Consider the following 16,555-nt stretch of genomic DNA (forward strand, 5'->3'; position numbering starts at 1 on the left):
GCGGGGTCGGCATTCTTGGCGCCGAATCGGGCGGTACTGTCCGAGCGGCTTCATTTCCTGGAATCCTGTGATCGATGGCCACTTACGAAATCCTGATCGCCGACGACCATCCTCTGTTCCGCAGTGCGCTGCACCAGGCCTTGACCATGGGACTGGGCGCGGACGTGCGTCTGGTCGAGGTGGCGAGCATTGCCGAGCTCGAGGGGCGTCTCGATGAAAAGGCCGACTGGGACCTGGTGCTGCTGGATCTCAACATGCCAGGCGCCTATGGCTTCTCGGGACTGGTCTTGCTGCGTGGCCAGTACCCGCAGATCCCGGTGGTGATGGTCTCGGCCCAGGAGGACGCCTGGGTCATGGTGCGCTCGCGTGAATTTGGTGCCAGTGGCTTCATCCCCAAGTCGAGTCCGCTGGAAACCATCCAGGCCGCCGTGCGTGATGTGCTGGATGGGGAGGTGTGGTGGCCGCCGCAGGCGTTCGAGGCGGTCAGCGTCTCGGCTGAAGCCAAGGCTGCCAGCGAAGGACTGGCCAGCTTGACGCCGCAACAGTTCCGGGTGCTCACCATGGTCTGCGAAGGGCTGCTGAACAAGCAGATCGCCTACGAACTCGGGGTGTCGGAAGCCACGATCAAGGCCCACGTGACGGCGATCTTCCGCAAGCTGGGCGTGCGGACTCGCACCCAGGCCGCCTTGCTGTTGCAACAACTGGAGTCCACCTCCGCGAACTGAGCTGTTTCGTCACCTCTTTCAATGCCGAACGTTTCAGTGTCGGCCGTTTTCCCTTTCCGGATCGTCGCGCATGTCACCTTTCAAGGGCCAGACCGGCCTCAAACGTATTCTCAACGCCACCGGCTACTCCTTTGACGGCCTGCGCGCCGCGTTCACCGGCGAAGCCGCGTTCCGCCAATTGGTGCTGCTCAACGTCGTGCTGGTGCCGGTAAGCTTTTTGCTGCAGGTCAGCCGTGTGGAGCGGGCGGTGCTCATTGCCGTGTGCTTGCTGGCGTTGATCGTGGAGCTGCTCAATTCGGCGATCGAGGCGGCCATCGACCGCATCTCGCTGGAGCGTCATCCGTTGTCGAAGAATGCCAAGGACATGGGCAGCGCCGCCCAGTTCGTCGCGCTGACCATGATCGTGCTGGTGTGGGCGGTGATTCTGCTGTGACCGGCGCCTGAAGTCAGGCAATGTCGGGCAGCACGATTTCGTCGCTGCGCTGGGCGCCGGCGGTGAAGGCGCGGCACAGTTCGAGAAACTCGCGCATCGCCGACGTCTGGTATTTGCGTTTGTGCCAGATGAAGTAGAACTGTCGCGCCAGATCCAGTTCGGGCGTGTGGACCGGCACCAGGCTGCCGCGCCGAAAGGCGTCGCGCAAGGCCAGTCGCGAGATGCAGCCGATGCCCAGCCCGGACTCCACGGCACGCTTGATCGCTTCGGTGTGTTCCAGTTCGAGGCGGATGTTGAGTGCCAGGCGATGGTGGCGCATGGCTTGGTCAAAGGTCAGGCGCGTGCCCGAGCCTTGTTCGCGCAGAATCCACGCCTCCTGGGTCAGCAGCGCCAGGCTGGCGCTGGGTACGCAAGCCAATGGGTGACGCGGTGCGCAGAACACCACCAGTTCGTCTTCGACCCACGGCTGCACCTCGATGTCGGGATGACTGCAGTCGCCTTCGATCAAGCCCAGGTCGATTTCGTAATGGGCGACCTGCTGGACGATGTTGGCGGTGTTCTGTACGTGCAGCTTGACCTGGCTTTCCGGGTGCACCTGCATGAAGCGGCCGATCAGCAAAGTGGCCAGGTAGTTGCCGATGGTCAAGGTCGCGCCCACCGCCAGCGACCCGAATCCGGACTTGCCGTTGAGCAGGTCTTCGATTTCCTTGGCCTGGTCGAGCAGGGCCACGGCCTGGGGGAGCAATTGATGGCCCAGGGCGTTGAGACTCAGGCGCTTGCCGGCGCGGTCGAACAACTGACAGCTCGATTGCCGCTCAAGCTCGGTGATGGAGGTGCTGGCTGCCGACTGCGACAGCGACAGCAGGTTGGCAGCGCGCGACACGCTTTCCTGCTGGGCCACGGTGACGAAGACTTGCAATTGGCGGAGTGTGAATCGCATATCTATATAACCGATTACCCATATCTCAATAATCCATTTAACAGATATTGTTGATCCCCGTAAACTACTGCGCACTCGCGCCCCTGTCAGGCGTACGCTTTTTCTAGGAGCCCCGTACATGAGCAACATGAACCACGAACGTGTACTCAGTGTTCATCACTGGAATGACACCCTGTTTAGCTTCAAGTGCACCCGCGATCCGGGCCTGCGCTTCGAGAACGGGCAGTTCGTGATGATCGGCCTGCAGCAGCCCAACGGCCGCCCGCTTATGCGCGCCTACTCGATCGCCAGCCCGAACTGGGAAGAGCATCTGGAGTTCTTCAGCATCAAGGTGCCTGACGGCCCGCTGACCTCGCAGCTGCAGCACCTCAAGGAAGGCGACGAGATCATCATCAGCAAGAAGCCCACCGGCACCCTGGTCCTCGACGACCTGAAGCCGGGCAAGCACCTCTACCTGCTGAGCACCGGTACTGGCCTGGCGCCGTTCATGAGCGTCATCCAGGATCCGGAAACCTACGAGCGCTTCGAGAAGGTCATTCTCTGCCACGGCGTGCGTTACGTGAACGAGGTCGCCTACCGCGAGTTCATCACCGAGCACCTGCCGCAGAACGAGTTCTTCGGTGAAGCCCTGCGCGACAAGCTGATCTACTACCCCACCGTGACGCGTGAGCCGTTCGAGAACGAAGGCCGCCTGACCGACCTGATGCGCAGCGGCAAGCTGTTCAGCGACATCGGCCTGCCGCCGATCAACCCGCAGGACGACCGTGCCATGCTGTGCGGCAGTCCGAGCATGCTCGACGAGACCAGCGAAGTGCTCAACAGCTTCGGCCTGACCGTTTCGCCACGCATGCGTGAGCCGGGTGACTACCTGATCGAGCGCGCCTTCGTCGAGAAGTAAGCGGCTGAGCAGCATCCTGAAAAAAACCGCCCTCGGGCGGTTTTTTTGTGGTCTGTGAAAAGGTCTAGGGAAACACCACTTCCAGCACACGAATCAGGCCGGGTTGCGGGTAGTGCCAGCGCACGTCCACATCCCAGAACCGCGCACCGTATTCGCGCTCCGGCGCGGGTTTCTGGTAGGCCGGACGTGGGTCCTGGGCCAGGCACTGTTCGATCAGTTCGACCAAGGGCTGTCCCAGGCGCGCGGCATGCGTTCGGGCTTGCACCAGACCGGCCTCCTGCCACTGCACGGCAATAGGATCGGGCGCGGCGCTGGCGATCGCGTTGACGGCGCCAGGCACGTTGTCTGCATAGGGCACGTAGGGTTTGATGTCCAGCACGGGCGTGCCGTCCAGCAGATCGATGCCGGAGAGGTGCAGACGCGCACCCTCGACCTTGTCCAGGCGCACCACTGACTGGCCGATGCCGTTGGGTCGATGGGTGGCGCGGGTGGCGAAGACGCCGATCGACTGGTTGCCCCCCAGCCGTGGTGGGCGAACCTTCAAGCGTGGCTTGTCTTCCAGGGCCTCATGGAACATGAACAGCAGCCACACATGGCTGACCTGTTCCAGGCCCTGCACAGCCTCGCCCTGATCGAACGGTGGCAGCAGCTCAAGCACACCGCGCGCGGCCGGCGCCAGTTGGGGCTGGCGCGGGATGGCGAATTTTTCCTTGAAGCAGGAGCGGACAAAACCGATGGGTTCGACGCTATAGGCCATAGGGCTTAACCGCGGACTCGCAGGGTCAGGCCCTTGAGGAAGTTGCGCAGCAGCTGGTCGCCACAGGGACGGTAGTTGTTATGGCCGAACTTGCGAAACAGGGCGCTCAGCTCGGGCTTGGACACCGGAAAGTCCACCGACTTGAGCACGGCGTGCATGTCGTCTTCCTTGAGCTCGAAGGCCACGCGCAGTTTCTTCAACACGATGTTGTTGGTCACTGGCAGCTCGACCGGCTGGGCCGGGCGGCTCTCGTCACGACCACGGCGATAGATCACCAGGCCGTCGAGGAAGTGCGCCAGGACCGCGTCCGGGCAATGCACGAAGCCTTCTTCCTCGTCTTTTTTGGTGTAGGCGATGACGTCGGCCTTGCTGATTTCCAGTCCGCCCAGGGCAGTGATGTCAGCCACCTTGCCATCGCTGATGTCGAGCATGTAGCGCACGCTGCGCAGTACATCGTTGTGAATCATGGTGTAGGTCCTGGTTGAACGACACTGCCCAGGCAGCGCCGGAAAAAGAGAGGGTTCAGAACTTTTCCTTGCTCGTCAGGTAGCGCCACTGGCCCAGCGGCAGCTTGCCCATCGACACCCCACCGACACGGATGCGGCGGATCGAGACGATCGTCAGGCCGACACTGGCGCACAGTTGCTGCAGTACGCCCGGTGCGGGGTTCTTCATGGCGAAGCGCAGGCGTGTCTCGTTCTGCCAACTGGCCTTGACCGCCGGCAGTGCCTTGCCTTTGTACAGCGCGCCGTGATTGAGGCGATTGAGGCCGTGGGGGCTCATTTCGCCCGTCACTTCCACGACGTATTCCTGTTCGATCTTGGCCGCGTCGGCGGTCAGCTTGCGCAGGGTCTTCCAGTCCTGGGTGAAAATCTGCAGGCCACTGGCGTTGGCCGGCAACTCGGCCGCGCAGCTCAGGCGCAGGAAGTGGCCCTTGAGCGGGCGTTTGCCGAAGGCGTGTTCGCTGGACAAGGTCTGGGCGTCAAGGGCGGCCAGCGCCTCTTCGGCGCTCTGTCCCGGCGCCTGGTGCAGCAACAGGGTGACCGGCTCCGGCGCTTCGGCCTTGGCCTGCGGGTCGAGCTCGACCTTCTGTGCGTCCACCTTGAACTGCGGTTCGTCGACCACCACGCCGTCAACGGACACCCAGCCGCCTTCGATGAAGAGTTCAGCCTCGCGGCGGGAACACCCGACCAGTTCGATGAGGCGTTTGGAGAGACGAATGGGTTCAGACATGACTGCGGCCGTAGCTGGGAAAGGGCGCTAGTGTAACTGTCTGGCGGCGGTTAAGCCCGCGCAGATTGCCCAGCGTCCGGCAACGGCAGTGGGCGCGACGGCGAACCGGGTCGGTCGCCGCCTGCTTGCACGGTAGGTCAGAGCGCCTGGAGTCAGGCCAGTTCGGCCCACAAATCGTATTCGTCGGCGTCGACGATGGTGCACCAGACCTTGTCGCCCGGCTTGAGGTGAGTGGCATCGTCGATGAACACGTTACCGTCGATTTCCGGCGCATCGAAGAAGCAGCGGCCGACAGCGCCCTGTTCCTCGACCTCATCGATCAGCACTTCCACGCGCTTGCCGATGCGCATCTGCAGGCGTGCCGCACTGATCGCCTGCTGGTGCGCCATGAAACGGTCCCAACGGTCCTGCTTCACGTCGTCCGCAACGATGTCGGCGTCCAGCAGGTTGGCCGGCGCGCCTTCGACCGGCGAGTACTGGAAGCAGCCGACGCGGTCCAGCTGGGCCTCGCTCAGCCAGTCCAGCAGGTACTGGAAATCCTCTTCGGTTTCGCCGGGGAAGCCGACGATGAAGGTCGAGCGGATGATCAGATCCGGGCACTGCTCGCGCCACTTCTTGATGCGCGCCAGGGTCTTGTCTTCGAAGGCCGGGCGCTTCATCGCCTTGAGCACTTTCGGGCTGGCGTGCTGGAACGGGATGTCGAGGTACGGCAGGATCTTGCCGGCGGCCATCAGCGGAATGATGTCGTCGACGTTGGGGTAGGGGTACACGTAATGCAGGCGGACCCAGACGCCCAGGCTGCTAAGGGCTTCGCACAGTTCGAGCATGCGCGTCTTGACCGGTCGACCGTTCCAGAAATCGGTCTTGTACTTGACGTCCACCCCGTAGGCGCTGGTGTCCTGGGAAATGACCAGCACTTCCTTGACCCCGGCCTTGACCAGGCGCTCGGCTTCGCTCAGGACATCGCCCACCGGGCGGCTGACCAGCTTGCCGCGCATCGAGGGAATGATGCAGAAGCTGCAGCTGTGGTTGCAGCCTTCGGAAATCTTCAGGTAGGCATAGTGACGCGGCGTGAGCTTGATGCCCTGCGGCGGTACCAGGTCGATCAGCGGGTTGTGGTCCTGACGCGGTGGCACCACTTCGTGCACGGCGTTGACCACCTGCTCGTATTGCTGAGGGCCGGTGACCGACAGCACGCTGGGATGCACCTTGCGAATGGCATTCTCTTCGACGCCCATGCAGCCGGTGACGATGACCTTGCCGTTTTCCTTGAGCGCCTCGCCGATCACTTCCAGCGACTCGGCCTTGGCGGTGTCGATGAAGCCACAGGTGTTGACCACCACGACGTCGGCGTCTTCATAGGTCGGTACCACTTGGTAACCTTCCATGCGCAACTGAGTCAGGATGCGCTCGGAGTCGACCAGGGCCTTGGGGCAACCCAGCGAGACGAAGCCGACCTTTGGAGCGGCCGACGAAGGAGTGGTGGACATGGCTAACCTCGGTATCGATAGGGCCTCGTGGGCCGCACTGGCGGGCGCTGGGTACGCCTCTGATCAAAAAGTGCGCAATTCTAGCGATGGCGAGGTCTCTTGACCAGCATTATGCGAGGAATTACGACGAGTGCTGCGCTATGCTTCGCCGCGTCGCGCCACATGGCGTTACAAATCAAGGTCGCAGGAGTAGTCGATGGTTCAGGCAAGTAGTGACGGCAATGGTGGGCATTCGACTGCCCGCCCGATCGGCATGCTGGTGGCAGCGGTCGGCGTCGTATATGGCGACATCGGCACCAGTCCGCTGTACACCCTCAAGGAGGTCTTTTCCGGGGGCTACGGCGTGCCCCATTTCCCACGATGGCGTGCTGGGTATCCTCTCGTTGATCTTCTGGTCGCTGATCTGGGTGGTCTCGATCAAATACATGCTGTTCGTGCTGCGCGCCGACAACCAGGGCGAGGGCGGCATCATGGCCCTGACGGCACTGGCGACCCGCGCCACTTCATCACTGCCCAGGCTCCGCGCATTGATGGTGGTGTGCGGATTGGCCGGTGCGGCGCTGTTCTACGGCGACAGCATGATCACTCCGGCCGTCTCGGTGCTTTCGGCGATCGAGGGCATGGAGTTGGCCTTCGATGGCCTGGAGCGCTGGGTTGTGCCCATGGCGCTGGTGGTGCTGGTGGCTTTGTTCCTGATCCAGAAACACGGCACCCAGCGTATCGGCAAGCTGTTCGGGCCGGTGATGGTGATATGGTTTCTGGTGCTGGGGCTGCTCGGCGCGTACGGCGTGTACCAGCACCCCGAGGTGCTCAAGGCGTTGAATCCGGTGTGGGCAGTGCGCTTCTTCATCGTTCATCCCGGCATGGGCGTGGCGATTTTGGGCGCCGTGGTGCTGGCATTGACCGGCGCCGAAGCGCTGTACGCCGACATGGGCCATTTCGGCCGCAAGCCGATCGCTCGCGCCTGGTTCATCCTGGTATTGCCCGCTCTGGTGCTGAACTACTTCGGTCAGGGTGGCCTGCTGCTGGAAAACCCCGAAGCGGCGCGCAATCCGTTCTTCCTGCTGGCGCCGGGCTGGGCCCTGGTGCCCTTGGTGGCATTGTCCACCCTGGCCACCGTGATCGCTTCGCAGGCAGTGATTTCCGGCGCCTTTTCCCTCACCCAGCAGGCCATTCAGCTGGGCTATATCCCGCGCATGCACATTCAGCACACGTCGAGCAGCGAGCAGGGGCAGATCTACATAGGTGCGGTGAACTGGGCGTTGATGGTCGGCGTGGTGCTGTTGGTGATCGGCTTCGAATCCTCCGGCGCCCTGGCTTCGGCCTACGGTGTGGCGGTCACGGGCACCATGCTGATGACGACCATTCTGGTCTCGGCGGTGATGCTGCTGTTGTGGAAATGGCCGCCGGTGCTGGCGGTGCCGGTGCTGATCGGCTGCCTGCTGGTGGATGGCCTGTTCTTCGCCGCCAACGTGCCGAAGATCATCCAGGGCGGTGCCTTTCCGGTGCTGGCGGGGACCGTGCTGTTCATCCTCATGACCACCTGGAAGCGCGGCAAGCAACTGCTGGTCGAGCGGATCGACGAGGGCGGACTGCCGCTGCCGATCTTCATCGGCAGCATCAGCGTGCAGCCACCACATCGCGTCCAGGGCACGGCGGTGTTCCTGACCGCGCGCTCCGATGCCGTACCCCATGCGCTGTTGCATAACCTGCTGCACAACCAGGTGCTGCATGAGCAAGTGGTGCTGTTGACGGTGGTCAACGAGGACACGCCGCGGGTGCCAGTGGGCCGTAGATTCGAAGTGCAAAGCTATGGTGAGGGGTTCTTCAGGGTGATTCTGCACTACGGCTTCATGGATGAACCGGACGTACCGTGCGCCTTGGCCCTGTGTGATCTGCCGGACCTGGACTTCAGCCCGATGCGTACCACCTATTTCCTCAGTCGCGAAACGGTGATCCCCTCCAAGCTGGCCGGCATGGCGCGTTGGCGCGAGCAGTTGTTCGCCTTCATGCTGAAGAACGCCAACGGCAACCTGCGCTTCTTCAAGCTGCCGGTGAATCGGGTGATCGAGCTGGGTACGCAGGTGGAGATGTAGGGAGAAGCAGCGGCAGGGCATGCCCATTGCTGACTCGACTCCCCTGCAGGAGCCGGCAGTGCCCGCGAAGAGGCCCTACCTGCCCCCCACAAAAAAGCCCCGGCACCTGTTCAGGTCCGGGGCTTTGTTTTTGGAGCAGGATCAGTTCGAGCCGGTACGCTTGTCGATCTGCTGCACCAGACGCTTGGCCAGCGCCGGGTAGTTCTCGTCGAAGTGATGCCCGCCTGGCAGCTTCATTTTCTCACCCACTGCGGTGGCTTCGGTGCAGCCGCTTTCATCGGCCTCTTCCTCGCCGTAAACGCAGACCACCTTGGCGGCCGGTAGCTTGGCCATTTCCGGGCCGGTAGGTGCCTCCTTGCCCGCGTTGCCCAGCCATCCCTCGACTTCGATCTCGAAGCTGCCACTGCGCGCGAAGGCCAGCAGGATGATCGCGCTGACGCTGTTCTGTTCCTCGGCGGGCAGGCGGTTGTAGATGGCTGGCAGCACGTCGGCACCGAACGAATAGCCGGTCAGCACGAAGCGCTTCGCGCCCCATTTCTGTCGGTAGTAATGCATCAGTTCGACCAAATCGTCGGCGCTTTGCTCGGGTGTCTTGTGCTCCCAGTAATAGCGCAGGGTGTCGATCCCTACCGTTGGGTAACCCATGGTCGCCATGTCCCCGGCCACCGCCTTGTCGAGGTCGCGCCAGCCGCCGTCGCCGGAAAGGAACAGGCTGACGGTGTCGTTGGTCTGCGTTGCGGGCACCTCGACCACAGGGATGGCCAGGTGGGTGCCTTCATCGCCGACCAGAATATCGGTGACCTGATTCTTCAACACCTGCGGCAGCTTCACATCGTAATCGCTGATGACGGTCTGCGCATTGGGTTGGTCGCGCACGAACGCGGCGCTGGCGTCGTCGGGGTTGTCGTTCCAGGCCACCATCCATTGACCATGCTCGGCCTTCTTCGGCAACTCGGGCAGACAGCCGTCGGGTTTCTCCACGCTCAGATCCACCGACACGGCCTGGGCCTTGTCGTTGTCCTGCGTGGCCAGCCAGCGCCAGGCCAGCGAGGCGCCCGGGCCGATCCCCGCCACCAGATCCGGTTTGGCGTCGAGTCGCTCGATGGCGGCATTCAAGGCGGCTTGCTGCGCGCTGCAGTCGGTTTCCGGCAGGATCACCTGGACGATGTGCGCGGAGGCGTCCCGGCTCAAGTCCAGCAACTGCTTGTCGGTCAGGGCTTCGGCGGCGGGCAGTGCGATCGCCACCCGGGACTTGGTCCGCGTACCGGGGACGACATCGCGAGCTTCGCTGCCGTTGCTCAGGCGTTGTGCGCTGAGCTGGGCAGCCGGGACAGGGCGAGTGGCCCACCAGTAGTAGCCGGCAGCTGCCAGCAGCAGTACCACGATCAAGGCGAACAACTTGCGCCAGTAACGTCGAATCATCAGCGTTTCACCAATCCTGTCAGGCCACCTGCAATGAGGGCGGCGGTATCGGCCAGTGCCACCAGCGGATCAAGGCCCGCCGGCACGGCCATGTAGCGAGGCTCCCAGGTAGGCTGGAACTTGTCCTTGAACCGGCGCAGGCCCTGGAAGTTGTACAACTGCTCGCCACGATTGAACACCATCGAGCCCAGGCGCTGGGTCAAGGGAGCACCGCGTCGCGGTTGCAGACCGGACAGCGGCACCATGCCCAGACTGAAGCGTCCGTAGCCGTGTTTCTTGTAGTGCTGGATCAAGCCTACCATCATGAACTCCATGGTCAGCTTGGGCGCCTGGGGATGCGCACGCATCAGGTCCAGGCTGGCAAGCTCCCTGCTGTCGGTTTCCAGCAGGTTGGCGAACGCCACCGGCTTGCCTTCGAAATGGACGATCGCGATGCGGAAATGGTTCAGGTATTCCGGACTGAAGCGGCCCAGGGAAAAACCCTTCTCCCGTACGTTCTTGCCCGTGAGCCAGGCATCGGAAATGACCTTGAGCTCGTCCAGCGGCGCCTGTCCCGGTTCGTAGATCTCCAGTGACAGACCGTCGCGGGTGCCGCGGTTCCAGGTGTAGCGCAGGTCCTTCATCTCCTTGCCCTTGGCTTCCAGATCGAAAGCGTGCAAGTCGACGCGGGCCTCTTCCCCCAGCTTGATCGCGGTCAGGCCGATGTCCATGTAGAACGGCAGGTTCTCGGCCCGGACCTGATAGAACACCGGGCGCGCGTGGTGAAAGTCGCAAAGGTCGCGGAACTGCCAGATCATTTCGGCGCGCGGCTGGGTCGGACCGATGGGGTCGTACAGCGCCACCAGGCTACGCCCGCGGCGGGCATACATCAGAAAGGCTTCATCCTTGGGGTGGAACAGCAGCGCCTTGTCGCCGGTCAGGGCCAAGCCACCATCGGGTTGATGCGACGCCTTGAGAATGGTCGCGGCGCGCTGCAGTTCCTCGGGTGTGGGCAGATGGATCACCGGGCGCGCGGTGCGCAGCAGCCAGGTCAGCGCAACCACGATCAACAACACTGCGCTGCCCAGGGCCGAACGCAGGCCGCGGGGTGCATCGGCATCCAACGCAAACTGCCACCACAGCTTGGTGCTGTAGGGCACGTCCTGGTAGGCGAAGAACAGCAACCAGATCGACGCACCCACCACGCACACGCTGGCGATCAGGTACAGCGGGGAGAACGGCAGCTCCAGCAGGCGGCTGGGCCGGTAGAAGGAGCGTTTGAAGACGGCAAGCAGCAGTGCGGTCATGCACAGCAGCGAGGCCTCTTCCCAGTCGAAGCCCTTGAGCAGCGACAGCACGGCACCTACCAGCAGCAGCACCATGGTCAATACCCATGCGGCCGACAGGCGACGGCGCAACCCTTGTGCCAGCAGCAGGCACAGCACGCCCACCAGGCTGGCACCCAGGTGCGAAGCATCGATCAGGCGGTGGGGGATCAGAAAGCCCAGGTCCTGCAGGCGCGTATCGATCTCCGGGGTCGCACCGGAGAACAGCAGGACGACGCCGGACAGGAACACCAGCACCGCCAGGATGGGGGCGGCGAGCCCGGAGGCCACGCGAATGGCCTGTTGGGCGAAGAACAAACGGCGCGCTTCGTTGGCCAGCAGCAGCACGCACGCCACCAGCATCGGCAGCACGACATAGATCAGGCGGTACAGCAGCAGCGCCGCAGCCAGGGGCGCGGCGCCCAGGGTGTCGGCGAACGCTGCGAGCAGAATCGCCTCGAACACCCCGACGCCGCCAGGTACGTGGCTGAGCACACCGGCGGCGAGGGCCAGCAGGTAGATCAGCACGAAGGCACCGAACGGCGGAGCCTCGGGCAGCAACAGATAGAGCACGGTGGCGGCTGCCACCACGTCCAGTGCGGTGATGACCAGTTGCAGCAGGGTCAGGCGCGCACTCGGCAAGCGCAGGGTGCGACGTCCGGCGCGGACCAGCAGGTTATCGGCCAGCGGCTGTTCGGCAAGACGACGTCGATAGACGCCCAGCACCAGCAGCGCAGTCAGTAGCAGCACGATCGCGGCGATGGTTCCCAGCAACCCTTGCGAGAGCCCCAAGGCCAACGAGGCGGCGGGCAGGCTGCTCAGGGTGGCCACGGCGGCAAGCGGCGGCAATGCACAGCCCAGTGAAAGGCTGGCGAACAAGGTCATGCGCGCGACTTCGCCCGCACCCACGCCCAGTCGCGAGTACAACCGGTAACGAACCGAACCGCCGGACAGCATCGACAAGCCGATGGCGTTGCCGATGGCGAACGAGGTAAAGCCCCCCAGGGCCAAGGTGCGTGCAGGGAGGGTCACATTGGCATAGCGGCTGGCGGACCATTCATAGCCCAGCAGAATGATGAAGCCGCAGACCATGGCCAGCAAGGCTCCGCCCAGTGCGGCAGGCGGCGTGGCCAGTACCGAGTCGTGCAGCGCGTAGATGTCCAGTTCGCTGAGCAGATGCCGACAGGCGAGCAGGGCGATGGCAAACAGCAACAGGGTAACGGCCAGCCCCACCGGCTGGCGGTAGCGGCTCAGCAGATCCAGCCAGCGAGCGCGCTCGGGCTTGATCGGGCCGGCGGCAGCGGCAGGTGGGAGTTCCATAGCGGTTGAGTCGGGCAAGTCAGAGCGCATCAATCACCTCTTGGATTGTGCGCAACAGGATGCCGGGATCCCGTCAAAGTACCAATCCCTGTGGAAAAAATAATTCGCGCCATTCTAACGCCTGTGCGCCATGGGTGACCGGCGCCTGGCCAACTGTAAAGCAATTTTCACATTGCTCGCGCGCAGCCTTCGTTAGGTGGCTATTGGCTTTTTCGAGCGCATACGAAAAAGGCCACCCGTTTATAGAGTGGCCCTTCCGATGTTTGGTTGCGGGAGCCGGATTTGAACCGACGACCTTCGGGTTATGAGCCCGACGAGCTACCAGACTGCTCCATCCCGCGTCTGTGGAGGCGCATTCTACAGATACCTGGCAGGCTGTCAACGCATTAGATGCATTAAGCTTCAAATCAGCCCGGATATCTGAGCGGCAGGCAAGAAAAAGCCCCCGGCGCGTGGGCGGCGGGGGCTGATTCACACGCAGTGATTACACCAGTGGCTTGGGCTCGTCCTGAGTACCTTGCGCGCTGTCAGCAGCGCTCGATACTTCAGTTTCAGGCTTGAGCGCGGCGAGCTTCGCGGCTTCCTCGGCTTCGCGCTTGCGACGACGCACTTCGCGAGGATCGTTGGGCGCACGGCCGTTGCTTGGCAGCACCGGTGCCGGTTCGGCTTCCTTGAGCGGCTCGGGTTGTGCAACCACCACAGGCTCGCTCGCAGGAGCAGGTTCGGCAACCGGCACGATGACCGGTTCTACCGTCACAGGCTCGACGGCGGCAGGTTCGACCGCGACTGGTTCGACAGGCGACGGCTCCACAGCAGCAGGTTCGCTGATCTGGTGCAGGGCAGGCTCGGCAGGCAACGAAGGCACTTCTTCGGCGGCTGGCACGGCGCGCGGCTGGAGCGCAGGCTCGTTGACCTGTGCAGGATCGACGACCACCGGTGCGTCTACTTCGACGTCGGCGCCGGGCTGGCTGATCGGCGCAGGGGTGGTGTCGAACGGAGGCGTTACTTCCACCGGTTCGGCGACGTCCTGCTGCACTGGCTCGTGAGTCTCGGCAGGATGGGCTGCTTCGACGACGGGCTGTTGCTCGACCACAGGTGCAGCGCTTTCGTTGGCAGGCGCAGCCCAGGTGTCCGGTGCCGAGACCGTTGCAGGGCGTTCGACTTCGGCAGGGCTGTCCGCCTGGACAGGGGTGGCAACCGGTGTGTCGACGGCGGCTTCGGCGGTCGGCGCAGTGGCAACGATTTCCGGCGCGGCCAGGCTTTCGCCTTCAGCGTCGGCTTCCTGGGCAGCGGCAGGTTGCACGGTGCGATTGGCCTGTTCGGCCTGTTCGTGGGCCTGCGCTTCGGCAGAAGCGCTGATGGCGTTTTCCGCGACTGCGGCTGTGACGGCAACGCTGGCGGCCAGGGCTGCACCGTTGGACTCGCCTTGGGTAGTCGACTCGTTGGACTCTTCCGAGCCTTCGATCACGTCACCGTTGGCATCGCGTTGACGTTCGCGACGGTTGCTGCGGCGACGCTGACCACGGGAGCGGCGACGCGGACGATCGCCGTCGTTGCCTTCCTGGTTGTCGTCCTGCAGCAGCTCCTCGCTGTTCAGCACGTCTTCGGCAGTGTCGGCGTCGGTTTCGGATGCCTGTTCCGGATGCGCTGCGCGTTCTTCGCGGGCAACGCGAGGCTGGCGTTCTTCACGGGCCGGACGTTCCTCGCGTGGTGCGCGTTCTTCACGGGCCGGACGCTCTTCACGCGGTGCACGTTCCTCACGAGGAGCGCGCTCTTCGCGGGTCACGCGCTCTTCACGTGGAGCACGCTCTTCGCGGGCCGGGCGTTCTTCGCGAGCGGTCGGTGCGTCCAGAGGCTCGCGCAGTTCACGTACCCGTGGTGCGTCGTCGCCACCGTTGCGTGGGCGGCGGTCTTCACGCGGAGCGCGCGGCTGGCGTTCCTCGCGAGGCGCGCGGGCAGGGCGTTCTTCACGTGCGGCGGGTGCGTCTTCGCGGGCGGCGCGGTCTTCACGCGGTGCGCGATCTTCACGCGGCTTGCGTTCTTCGTCGCGGCGATTGCTGCTGCGGTTGCGGCTCTGCTGACGACCGTTGCGACGCTCTTCGCGCGCCGGGCGCTCGGGGGCGGTGGCGGCAGGCTTCTCGACGACCACCGGAGCGGCAGGCGTTTCCTTGGTGGCGAACAGGCTGACCAGTGACTTGACCAGCCCCTTGAACAGGCTTGGCTCGGCGATCTGGGGAGCAGGCGCCGGCGTCGGTGCTGCAGCAGCCACCGGGGCAGCTTCTTCCGCGGAAACGGGGGCAGCGGTGCGGGTCGGCGCGGTTTTCACCGCCGCTTCCTGGCGAACCAGGGTGCGAGTGGCAGCGGCTGGCTGGACCTCTTCGACTTCAGCGGCAGCAGCGGCGATTTCGTAGCTGGACTGGCCGCTATGGGCTTCCGGACTGTCGTCGCGCAGGCGCTGCACTTCGAAGTGCGGCGTTTCCAGGTGATCGTTCGGCAGGATCACGATGCGGGCGCGGGTGCGCAGTTCGATCTTGGTGATCGAATTGCGTTTTTCGTTGAGCAGGAAGGCAGCGACTGGAATCGGCACCTGGGCGCGGACTTCGGCAGTGCGGTCCTTCAGGGCTTCTTCTTCGATCAGGCGCAGGATGGCCAGCGACAGCGATTCGACGTCACGGATGATCCCGGTGCCGCTGCAGCGTGGGCAGACGATGCCGCTGCTTTCGCCCAGCGAAGGGCGCAGGCGTTGACGGGACATTTCCAGCAGGCCGAAGCGGGAGATACGACCCACCTGGACACGGGCGCGGTCGGCTTCCAGCGATTCGCGGACCTTGTCTTCCACGGCGCGCTGGTTCTTGGCCGGGGTCATGTCGATGAAGTCGATGACGATCAGGCCGCCGATGTCGCGCAGGCGCAACTGACGAGCGATCTCTTCGGCGGCTTCGAGGTTGGTCTGCAGGGCGGTTTCTTCGATGTCGCTGCCCTTGGTGGCGCGCGCCGAGTTGATGTCGATGGACACCAGTGCTTCGGTCGGGTCGATGACGATCGAGCCACCGGAAGGCAGTTCGACCACGCGCTGGAAGGCGGTCTCGATCTGGCTTTCGATCTGGAAGCGGTTGAACAGGGGGACGCTGTCTTCGTACAGCTTGATCTTGCTGGCGTACTGCGGCATCACCTGGCGGATGAAGGTCAGGGCTTCGTCCTGGGCTTCGACGCTGTCGATCAGCACTTCGCCGATGTCCTGGCGCAGGTAGTCGCGGATGGCGCGGATGATGACGTTGCTTTCCTGGTAGATCAGGAATGGCGCGGAGCGGTCCAGGGAGGCTTCCTTGATCGCGGTCCACAGTTGCAGCAGGTAGTCCAGGTCCCACTGCATCTCTTCGCTGCTGCGGCCCAGGCCGGCAGTGCGGACGATTAGACCCATGTCGGCCGGAGCCACCAGGCCATTGAGTGCTTCGCGCAGCTCGTTGCGCTCTTCGCCTTCGATGCGACGGGAGATGCCGCCGGCCCGTGGGTTGTTGGGCATCAGCACCAGGTAACGACCGGCCAGGCTGATGAACGTGGTCAGGGCTGCGCCCTTGTTGCCGCGCTCTTCCTTCTCGACCTGAACGATGACTTCCTGGCCTTCGCTCAGGACTTCCTTGATGTTGACGCGGCCTTCAGGATTTTTCTTGAAGTATTCGCGGGAGATTTCCTTGAGGGGCAGGAAGCCGTGGCGTTCCGAGCCGAAGTCGACGAAGGCGGCCTCAAGGCTGGGTTCGATGCGAGTGATGCGGCCTTTATAGATGTTGGCCTTCTTCTGCTCGCGGGCGCCGGACTCGATGTCCAGGTCGTAGAGGCGCTGGCCGTCTACCAGGGCAACACGCAACTCTTCGGGTTGAGTTGCGTTAATCAGCATTCTTTTCATGTAGTACCGTCGGTTTCCGGGCTGCCGGAAACG

11 protein-coding genes, 1 tRNA gene and 1 pseudogene are annotated in these 16,555 nt (G+C 63.7%); 4 read left to right on the forward strand and 9 right to left on the reverse strand.

Going from position 1 to position 16,555, the window contains the following annotated elements; genetic code table 11:
* The first annotated feature begins 74 nt into the window (after nt 1-74).
* Together erdR and ABMD26_RS17135 are read left to right on the forward strand one after the other, a co-directional pair.
* Nucleotides 75-725, forward strand: a complete 651-nt coding sequence (gene erdR, locus ABMD26_RS17130; RefSeq protein ID WP_049862258.1) for a response regulator transcription factor ErdR — start codon at nt 75-77, stop codon at nt 723-725.
* Between the two features lie 70 nt (nt 726-795).
* Nucleotides 796-1,158: a diacylglycerol kinase gene (locus ABMD26_RS17135; RefSeq protein ID WP_056843836.1), complete on the forward strand. Its 363-nt coding sequence runs from the start codon at nt 796-798 to the stop codon at nt 1,156-1,158.
* Between the two features lie 13 nt (nt 1,159-1,171).
* Here ABMD26_RS17135 and ABMD26_RS17140 read toward each other — a convergent pair whose 3' ends face one another.
* Nucleotides 1,172-2,098 (reverse strand): LysR family transcriptional regulator, encoded by a 927-nt coding sequence (locus ABMD26_RS17140; protein WP_134723403.1) that lies wholly within the window; start codon nt 2,096-2,098, stop codon nt 1,172-1,174.
* A 118-nt stretch (nt 2,099-2,216) separates the two neighbouring features.
* On the opposite strand from ABMD26_RS17140, the gene fpr reads away from it, so the two are divergent.
* On the forward strand, nt 2,217-2,996 hold the full coding sequence (fpr, locus tag ABMD26_RS17145) for a ferredoxin-NADP reductase (RefSeq protein WP_002554680.1): 780 nt from the start codon (nt 2,217-2,219) through the stop codon (nt 2,994-2,996).
* Between the two features lie 64 nt (nt 2,997-3,060).
* Here the strand turns inward: fpr and tsaA are convergent, their stop codons facing one another.
* The 4 genes from tsaA to rimO all read right to left on the reverse strand — a co-directional run bounded on the left by tsaA (nt 3,061) and on the right by rimO (nt 6,476).
* The gene (gene tsaA / locus ABMD26_RS17150; RefSeq protein ID WP_354310869.1) at nt 3,061-3,753 is read right to left on the reverse strand and encodes a tRNA (N6-threonylcarbamoyladenosine(37)-N6)-methyltransferase TrmO; all 693 of its coding nucleotides are present in this window, start codon (nt 3,751-3,753) and stop codon (nt 3,061-3,063) included.
* Between the two features lie 5 nt (nt 3,754-3,758).
* Complete coding sequence (locus ABMD26_RS17155) at nt 3,759-4,220, reverse strand: YehS family protein (RefSeq protein ID WP_090359721.1); 462 nt, start codon at nt 4,218-4,220, stop codon at nt 3,759-3,761.
* 55 nt (nt 4,221-4,275) lie between these two features.
* On the reverse strand, nt 4,276-4,986 hold the full coding sequence (locus tag ABMD26_RS17160) for an rRNA pseudouridine synthase (protein WP_320522522.1): 711 nt from the start codon (nt 4,984-4,986) through the stop codon (nt 4,276-4,278).
* Nucleotides 4,987-5,138: 152 nt separating this feature from the next.
* Nucleotides 5,139-6,476: a 30S ribosomal protein S12 methylthiotransferase RimO gene (gene rimO / locus ABMD26_RS17165; protein ID WP_049862251.1), complete on the reverse strand. Its 1,338-nt coding sequence runs from the start codon at nt 6,474-6,476 to the stop codon at nt 5,139-5,141.
* A gap of 196 nt (nt 6,477-6,672) precedes the next feature.
* Between rimO and ABMD26_RS17170 the strand changes: the two are divergent.
* Nucleotides 6,673-8,572 (forward strand): annotated as a pseudogene (locus ABMD26_RS17170) (potassium transporter Kup).
* A 141-nt stretch (nt 8,573-8,713) separates the two neighbouring features.
* Here ABMD26_RS17170 and ABMD26_RS17175 read toward each other — a convergent pair.
* The 4 genes from ABMD26_RS17175 to rne all read right to left on the reverse strand — a co-directional run bounded on the left by ABMD26_RS17175 (nt 8,714) and on the right by rne (nt 16,522).
* Nucleotides 8,714-9,994, reverse strand: coding sequence for a virulence factor family protein (locus tag ABMD26_RS17175; protein ID WP_354310872.1), 1,281 nt, complete (start codon nt 9,992-9,994; stop codon nt 8,714-8,716).
* Nucleotides 9,994-12,648, reverse strand: coding sequence for a bifunctional lysylphosphatidylglycerol flippase/synthetase MprF (mprF, locus tag ABMD26_RS17180; protein ID WP_354310874.1), 2,655 nt, complete (start codon nt 12,646-12,648; stop codon nt 9,994-9,996). The genes ABMD26_RS17175 and mprF overlap by 1 nt, the downstream gene beginning before the upstream one ends.
* A 234-nt stretch (nt 12,649-12,882) precedes the next feature.
* A tRNA-Met gene (locus tag ABMD26_RS17185) sits at nt 12,883-12,959 on the reverse strand.
* 143 nt (nt 12,960-13,102) lie between these two features.
* Nucleotides 13,103-16,522, reverse strand: a complete 3,420-nt coding sequence (rne, locus tag ABMD26_RS17190) for a ribonuclease E (RefSeq protein WP_134723397.1) — start codon at nt 16,520-16,522, stop codon at nt 13,103-13,105.
* Nucleotides 16,523-16,555: the final 33 nt, after the last annotated feature.

It is taken from the genome of Pseudomonas sp. PvP001, from assembly GCF_040546375.1.
GTDB lineage: Bacteria > Pseudomonadota > Gammaproteobacteria > Pseudomonadales > Pseudomonadaceae > Aquipseudomonas > Aquipseudomonas coleopterorum.